Genomic DNA, 7,227 nt, shown 5'->3' with positions numbered 1-7,227 from the left:
CCGCCGCCAAGCCGGCCACCACGCGCTCGACCACCACGCGCACCCGCGCCACCGCGGCCAAGCCGGCCGCCAAGGCCACCGCCACCAAGGCGGCCCCGAAGACCGCGGCGAAGACCACCGCGGCCAAGGCCACCACGGCGAAGGCCACCACCACCCGCGCCAAGGCCGCCGCCAAGCCGGCCGCGACCAAGACCGCCGCGGCGAAGAAGCCCGCCGCCGCCAAGGCCCCGGCCAAGCGCACCTCGGCCGCCAAGAAGAAGTAACACAGCTTCACCGCTGGAAGGGCCCCGCACCGAAGTCCGGTGCGGGGCCCTTCCGCGTTCCAGGCGCCCCGAAACCGGTCCCGGCCCACCCGTTGGGGTGAACGCCGGCGGTTGCGGTTCCCGGTTCCGGGGTAGCCGCCGGGAACCAGCCCCGGCAAAGGAGTCGCGATGACGGAGCACGAGAACCGGCCGCAGGACCCCGAAGCGGACCTCGCCCGCAGCCGTCAGTCCATCAAGGAGGCCAAGGAGGCCGCGGAAGAGGCCCACCTGGCCGACGCGGACGACGGGGAGACGCCGGGCGAAGCGGGCTTCGATCCGGGAATGCGAGCCGATTAACCCGCCGGACGTCGGGTAAGTCGCCGGGAAATTGCCGTAGCGATCCTCGACTGGATACACTCCACCGAAGAACGACGACCATTGTGCAACTTGTCACACGTCGCGTTCGCCGAGCGCACATCCAGCTGAGGAGCATTCCCGTGGCCCAGAAAGTCCTCGTCGAGATCCTGGACGACATCGACGGCAGCAAAGCCGCCCAGACCGTTCAGTTCGGCCTCGACGGCGTCACCTACGAAATCGACCTGTCGGACGACAACGCCACCGCCCTGCGCGACGAACTGGCCCGCTACGTTTCCGCAGGCCGCCGCATCGGGGGCCGCAAGGTCCGCGTGGCCACCGGCCAGTCGACCACGACCAGCACGACCGACCGCGAGCGCAACCAGCAGATCCGCGCCTGGGCCAACGCGAACGGCTACGAGGTCTCCGAGCGCGGCCGCCTTTCCTCCGAGGTGATCGCGGCTTACGAGCAGGCCCAGGTCGAGGAAGCGGAAACGCCCGCGGCCGCCCCGCGCAAGCGTGCCCCGCGCAAGAAGGTCGCCGCCGCGAAGAAGTAAGGCGGTGGCCGGCGGTATCTCTGGGGACCCGGCCCGTTGGCGGCAAGGACTGAACACCCTCGCCGCCGACGGAGGCCATTCCCCCGGTACGGCCCGCGACCGGATCGTCACTTTTGGCGCCGGCCCGAATTCCCGCCGGCATTCTTTTGGCTCTTGAGCCCGTCAGTAAACCGACCGGAGCAGTGAGACGACCTCGGCCTCCCGTGCCAGGCGCGGAGCGTTCTTCGTCACAGCGTCGGCGACCGCGTCCGCCGCGATGACCGCGATCCGGTCCCGTTCCACCCCCAGCTCCCGCAACGGCCGTTTGATCCCGAGCGCCCCGGAAATCTCCCGCACCGCGCCGATCGCCGAGCCGGGCGGCACCCGCAGCGCCCACGCCGTGCTCTCGTAAGCCGAAGCGGCGGCCTCCGCGCTGAACTCCATCACCTCCTCCAGCACCGCCGCCAGCGCGACGCCGTGCGGGGTCCCGGTGTGCGCGGTCAGCGCGTGCCCGATGCCATGGACCAGCCCGAGTCCCGAAAACGTCAGGGCGTGCCCGGCCAGGTGGGCGCCCAGCATCAGCTGCGACCGCGCCTCGAGGTCGCTCCCGTCCCGGAAAGCCACCGGCAGCCAGCGCCCGACCAGGCTGATCGCCTGCGTGGCGTACGCGGCCGAAATCGGGCTCGAACCGCGTGAGGACAGCGACTCGATGCCGTGGACCAGGGCGTCCAGGCCGGACGCGGCGGTGACCGCCGCGGGCAGGCCCAGCGTGAGCTCGGGGTCCAGGACGGCGATCCGCGGCTTCACCGACGGATGTCCGATGTAGACCTTGCGGCAGGCGCGGACGTCCTCGGTAACGCCGAAGCCGTTGGTCTCCGCGCCCGTGCCCGCCGTCGTCGGAACGGCGATCAGCGGCAGGCCGCCGGCGGCGTCCCACAGCCGGTCGGCGTCCGCGGCGACGGCCCGCGGGTTGCCCGCGAGCAGGGAGATGCCTTTCGCCGCGTCCAGCGCCAATCCGCCGCCGAGCGCGAGCACCACGGCGTCGCCGAACGCGCGCAGCCGGGCGGCGCCACGGTCCAGCTCGGCCGTCGACGGGTTCGGCCCGACGTCTTCGTGGACGGCGTACTCCAGCCCCGCCAGGATCTTCTCGACGCGGCCGACGATCCCGGTGGCCCGCAGCCCGCGGTCGGTGACGACGAACACCCGCGCGTGGCCCAGCTGCTCGACGAAGGCGGGCAGTTCGGCCACGACACCGGGGCCGTATTCGGTGCGGCCGCTCAGCTCGACGGACAGCCTCCCGCGGGTCAGATCCGCCACCGCCGCACCGCCTCTTCGTCCAGTTCGACGCCGAGCCCGGGCCGGCGCGGCACCTCGACCTCGCCCGCGTCGTTGATCTTCACCGGCTCGGCCAGCATGAAGTCGCGGCGTTCCGGCGTCCACCCTGGCGGGTCCCAGGGGAACTCGAAGTACGGTCCGCCGCCGACGCCTGCCGAGACGTGCAGGTTGGCCAGCACGCCGATGCCGTTCGTCCAGCTGTGCGGGGTGAAGGCGCGGTGCTTGAGCTGCGCCAGCTCGGCGAGCGTGCGGGCCCGGTGCATGCCGACCGCGAGCACGACGTCCATCTGGTAGACGTCCAGGACGTCCTCTTCCAGGTAGCGCAGCAGTTCCGGCACCGAGTGGTGCATCTCGCCCGCCGCGATCCGGACGCCCGGGTTCTCCGCCCGGAGCGTCTTGAACCCGGCCAGGTCGTGGTAGGGCAACGGTTCCTCGACCCACAGCACGTCCAGCTCGGCGAGGCGGCGCACGAGTTCCCGCGTCTTCGCCAGGTCGGCCGCGGCGCTCGTGTCGCCGGCCATCCGCCAGGACTGGTTGAGGTCGACCATGATCCCGAAGTCCGGCCCGAGCGCGTCCCGCACGGCCGCGACGGCGGCGACCCCGTCGGCGACGTGGTCGCGGCCGATGCGGATCTTCATCGCCCGGAACCCGGCCTCCCGGGCCCGCAACGCGGTCTCGACGCGCTCCGGCGGCGGCTTCAGCTCGGCGGTGGAGGCATACGCGGGCAGCGCGCGGGCGGCGTTTCCGAACAGCGCCGCGACGGGCAGCCCGGCGACCTGCCCGACGACGTCCCAGAGCGCGGCTTCCAGCGGCCAGAAGCGGCCGCCGTGGAAGTTGACCGTCTCGATCGCCTTGACGTGCCGGACGATGTCCAGCGGGTCCGCACCGAGGAAGAGGTGCTCGACGGCGGCGAACCCGGCCATGGTGTCCCCGGAGCCGATACCGGTGACACCCTCGTCGGTGTGCACGCGCACGATGGTGGCGTCGAAGTGCCGCCGGGGATCCGGATCCCAGGCCGCGCGCAGCGGGGGATCGAGCGCCAGCCGCAGCCGATCGAGCACGATGGCGGTGATCTTCATGGGCGCTCCCGGTCGATCGGCGGTACGGCCGACGGTAAGAGCACGCGAAACCGCCGAGCAAGACTCGGCCGGACATCGCAACGCGCGTTGCGCTGACGCCAACTCCCGGTACTTTCCGAGCCATGCCCACTCCCGGCGGCCTGCGCCGCGACCTGGACCTGCTGGAGGCCCTGGCTTCCCCGGAGGCGCAGCGCGCGGGCGAGCTGGGCGTCGTCCGCCTCGCCCAGCTCACCGGCCGCGAGAAGAGCCAGGTGTCCCGCGCGCTGAAGGCCCTGGCCGAGGAGGGCATCGTCGAACGCGACCCGGACACCCTCGGCTACCGCATGGGCTGGCGCCTGTTCTCCCTGGTCGCCCGCACGATCGAGGACCGGCTGGCGCGCGCGGCCGAGCCGGTGATGCGCGACCTGGCGGCCGAACTCGAGGAGACCACCCACCTCTGCGTCCTGCGCGACCAGGAGGTCCTGACGCTGCTGTCGGTGTCGGGCCATTCGTTTCGCGTGCACGGCTGGGAAGGCCGAAGCGTCCCGGCACCCAGCACGTCGGCGGGGCGCGTCCTGCTGCTCGATGCCACCCCGGACGAGCTTTACATCCGTTTCGCCGGTGTTCCTTCGTTGCCGGAGCTGTGGCTGAAGATCCAGGAAGCCCGGCGGGACGGCTATGCCCGGGTTCACGAGGAGTTCGAGCCGGGTCTGGTGGGAGTGTCGGCCCCGATCCGCGACTTCCGCGGCCGCGTGGTCGCGGCGTTGAACGTCTCGGCTCCGGTTTCGAGGCTGGGCGAGGGTCTCGAGGCGGCGGGCCGGGAAACGGCGAGGGCGGCGGCAAGCATTTCCGCCCACCTCGGGTGGGTGACCACCGCGGTGAAATCTCCATGATTCACGTGCCGCATTCACTCTCTGTCGATGATCGAATTCAGGCGGTATTCTCGGAAGCCTCGTCTTCGAGCTGTCCCGAGGGGGCCGACGGAAGTGAGACGCGGGAGACCCGGCTGGGTCGCGGTCCTGGTTTCCGCGGCGCTCGCCGCCACGACGCTGGTTCTCACCCGGCTGTGGCTACCGGCGGCCTTCGCGACCGGCGCCGCGACAGTGGCAACGATCGTCACCGGTGTCTGGACGTCACGAAGTGCGAAGGCATTGGCGGATCGAGACCAGTACCGCCGTCAGCTTTCCGGGCTGATGCTGCTGGGCGACCGCGGCCGGCTGCCCCGCGTACGTGAGCTCGACAACGCCGTCGCGCTCGGCGTCCATCCCGCCGCCGGCGCCCGGATCCCGGAGTTCGTCGCGCGCGACATCACCGAACGCCTCGGCGAGCTGATCCGGCGGGACCGGTTCGTGCTCATCGTCGGCGAGTCGACGGCGGGCAAGAGCCGCGCGGCTTATGAAGCGATGCGAGCGCACTACCCGGAACACAAGCTGATCCAGCCGGCGGGCAAAGAGGCGCTCGCCTCCGCGGCCCGTGCGGCACAGGAGAACTCCCGCGTCGTGCTGTGGCTCGACGACCTGGAACGCTTCCTCGGCGCCGACGGCCTGACCGGTGCGACCGTCGGGAACGTGCTCGCCGGAGCGGGCGGTCATCGACTGATCATCGCGACGATGCGCGCCGAGGAATACGCCAAGTACTCCGGCCGGGTGGGCGGCACGGAGGGTCCCAGCCGGGACGCGGTCCGCCGCGGCTGGGAGGTGCTCCGGCTCGCCACCCGCGTGACGCTGCCCCGCACGTGGTCACCCGAAGAACTGATGCGCGCGAAACAGCACTGCGCGGATTCCGGCATCCAGGAAGCACTGAAGCACAGCGATCGCTTCGGCGTGGCCGAGTACCTGGCCGCCGGCCCACAGCTGCTCGCCGACCTGCAGGACGCCTGGGCACCCGGAACACACCCCCGTGCCGCCGCCCTCGTCACCGCCGCCACCGACGCCCGCCGCGTCGGCATCCACCGGCCGCTGCCGAAGGCGGTGCTGCACGACCTGCACCGGCACTACCTCGACCGCCGCGGCGGCCGGCTGCTCCGGCCCGAATCAGCCGAGGCGGCAATGGCCTGGGCGACCACGCCGTTGCACGCCACGAGCAGTCTCCTGCTGCCGCACGACGGCGACACCTACCTCGCCTTCGACTACCTCATCGACGCTGTGCCCAAGGATCCCGTCGCCCCCGAAGTCCTGGTCGCCCTCTTGACCGGCGCCACCGCCGAAGAGGCCATGGAGATCGGTGAAATGGCTTGGGCCTGGCACCTGCTGGGCGCGGCCGAAGCGGCGTTCCGCCACGCGCAGGAAGCCGGGCACATGCCCGGCACGGCCCGCCGGTGTCACCTGATCCGGGAGCGGGACGGCAGTGCCACCGGACTGCGGTTCGCCCAGCAGGAACTCCGGCGGCACGAAGCACGCGACCCGGACGCCCCCGAAGCGATCGAGGCCGCCGATCTCGTGGCGTGGGAGATCGGGCACAACGGTGACACGGCTACGGCCTTGCGCCGGCTCGAAGCTCTCCTGCCCCGGGCCACCGAGGTTCTCGGCGCCGACGCGGAAACGACGTTGGGCATCCGGTTCGGCATCGCCAACTGGACGGCGATGCGCGGAGACCACCGGACAGCGGTCGACCTCTACCAGCGACTGGCCGAAGACTGTGCGCGCGCTCTCGGCAGCGCACACCGAAGGACGGTCTTCGCGAGGGAGGCGGCAGCCGGCGAGATCGGCCGGGCCGGCGACTGGGAGCTGGCCGTCGCGACGATGCGCGAGCTGGTCCGGGAGATGGAAGACCAGCAGCAGCACCCCGATGACGTACGTGCCGTCCGGGCTCATCTCGCGTATCTGATGATGGAGTCGGAAGACCACGCCGGCGCCATGCCGATCTGGGAAGCACTCCTCGTGGAAAGCACCGTCACCAACGGCCGGTTCCACCTCAAGACGCTCGCATACCGTGAACACCTCGCGGAGTGCGTCGGCGAGACAGGAAACCCGAAAGAGGCGGTCCGGCTGCTGACCGACGTCGTGGCCGATGCGACCGAGCTGGAAGATCCGCCCAGCACGAATGTCCTGGGGATCGGCCGCTGCCTGGCAAGGTGGATCGGCGAAGCCGGTGATCCCGCCGAAGCGGTGCGGAAGTTCGACGAACTCGTCGCGCTGGCAACCCGGCTTCGCGGCCCGGACGACGGCTGGACCCTCGGTCTTCGCCGCCGTCGCGCGCATTGGATCGGAGAAAGCGGGGACGTCGAGGCAGCCGTGCGCGAGCTGGAACAGCTGGTCCTCGACGCCGCGGCGGACGACCAGGTCTTGAAGGACGTGCACGAGTCGCTTGCCCGGTGGCGCGAACGCACCTGAGGACCCCGATCATGGTCCTTCAGCGACACGGATATCCACGTTGTCCGGGTAGACGACGAAGGGGCCCCGCACCGAACTCGGTGCGGGGCCCTTTTCGAGCGGTGTTACTTCTTCTTGGCGGCCGAGGTGCGCTTGGCCGGGGCCTTGGCGGCGGCGGGCTTCTTCGCCGCGGCGGTCTTGGTCGCGGCCGGCTTGGCGGCGGCGGTCTTCGCCCGCGTGGTGGTCGCCTTCGCCGTGGTGGCCTTGGCCGCGGTGGTCTTCGCCGCGGTCTTCGGGGCCGCCTTGGTGGCGGTGGTGGCCTTGGCGGCCGGCTTGGCCGCGGTGGCGCGGGTGCGCGTGGTGGTCGAGCGCGTGGTGGCCGGCTTGGCGG

Annotated in this window: 8 protein-coding genes; 5 read left to right on the top strand and 3 right to left on the bottom strand. The window is 71.5% G+C overall.

What is annotated here, in order from left to right; genetic code table 11:
• The 3 genes from G3I65_RS08320 to G3I65_RS08315 form a co-directional block, all read left to right on the top strand.
• Positions 1 to 263: hypothetical protein (locus tag G3I65_RS08320; RefSeq protein ID WP_203612297.1), on the top strand; the 263-nt coding region annotated here is incomplete at its 5' end.
• Between the two features lie 168 nt (positions 264 to 431).
• Positions 432 to 599, top strand: coding sequence for a hypothetical protein (locus G3I65_RS56395; protein WP_166639812.1), 168 nt, complete (start codon positions 432 to 434; stop codon positions 597 to 599).
• Between the two features lie 140 nt (positions 600 to 739).
• Positions 740 to 1,153 (top strand): Lsr2 family protein, encoded by a 414-nt coding sequence (locus tag G3I65_RS08315; RefSeq protein WP_160695574.1) that lies wholly within the window; start codon positions 740 to 742, stop codon positions 1,151 to 1,153.
• Positions 1,154 to 1,315: 162 nt separating this feature from the next.
• Here G3I65_RS08315 and G3I65_RS08310 read toward each other — a convergent pair whose 3' ends face one another.
• Together G3I65_RS08310 and G3I65_RS08305 are read right to left on the bottom strand one after the other, a co-directional pair.
• Positions 1,316 to 2,449 carry an iron-containing alcohol dehydrogenase gene (locus tag G3I65_RS08310; protein ID WP_309235332.1) on the bottom strand — a complete coding sequence of 378 codons (1,134 nt, stop codon included), beginning with the start codon at positions 2,447 to 2,449 and terminating at the stop codon, positions 1,316 to 1,318.
• On the bottom strand, positions 2,437 to 3,546 hold the full coding sequence (locus G3I65_RS08305) for a mandelate racemase/muconate lactonizing enzyme family protein (RefSeq protein WP_160695573.1): 1,110 nt from the start codon (positions 3,544 to 3,546) through the stop codon (positions 2,437 to 2,439). Before G3I65_RS08305 ends, G3I65_RS08310 begins: the two co-directional genes overlap by 13 nt.
• Positions 3,547 to 3,668: 122 nt before the next feature.
• On the opposite strand from G3I65_RS08305, the gene G3I65_RS08300 reads away from it, so the two are divergent.
• Complete coding sequence (locus G3I65_RS08300) at positions 3,669 to 4,418, top strand: IclR family transcriptional regulator (protein ID WP_160695572.1); 750 nt, start codon at positions 3,669 to 3,671, stop codon at positions 4,416 to 4,418.
• A 27-nt stretch (positions 4,419 to 4,445) separates the two neighbouring features.
• A complete protein-coding gene (locus tag G3I65_RS08295) occupies positions 4,446 to 6,857 on the top strand; it encodes a hypothetical protein (RefSeq protein WP_160695571.1) in 2,412 nt (803 codons plus the stop codon).
• 104 nt (positions 6,858 to 6,961) lie between these two features.
• On the opposite strand, the gene G3I65_RS08290 is transcribed toward G3I65_RS08295, so the two are convergent.
• The coding region (locus G3I65_RS08290) for a hypothetical protein (protein WP_203612319.1) at positions 6,962 to 7,227 on the bottom strand (266 nt) is incomplete at its 5' end.

The sequence above is a fragment of the Amycolatopsis sp. SID8362 genome (assembly GCF_010550475.1).
Taxonomy (GTDB): domain Bacteria; phylum Actinomycetota; class Actinomycetes; order Mycobacteriales; family Pseudonocardiaceae; genus Amycolatopsis; species Amycolatopsis eburnea.
The sequence above is the reverse complement of the archived record's forward strand: the minus strand, read 5'-3'. Positions and strand labels throughout refer to the sequence as shown.

What these genes read in the sequence shown, in the direction of transcription:
- G3I65_RS56395 (WP_166639812.1), top strand. Translation starts at nt 432, where the DNA reads ATGACGGAGCACGAGAACCGGCCGCAGGACCCCGAAGCGGACCTCGCC.
- G3I65_RS08305 (WP_160695573.1), bottom strand. Translation starts at nt 3,546, where the DNA reads ATGAAGATCACCGCCATCGTGCTCGATCGGCTGCGGCTGGCGCTCGAT.
- G3I65_RS08300 (WP_160695572.1), top strand. Translation starts at nt 3,669, where the DNA reads ATGCCCACTCCCGGCGGCCTGCGCCGCGACCTGGACCTGCTGGAGGCC.
- G3I65_RS08295 (WP_160695571.1), top strand. Translation starts at nt 4,446, where the DNA reads ATGATCGAATTCAGGCGGTATTCTCGGAAGCCTCGTCTTCGAGCTGTC.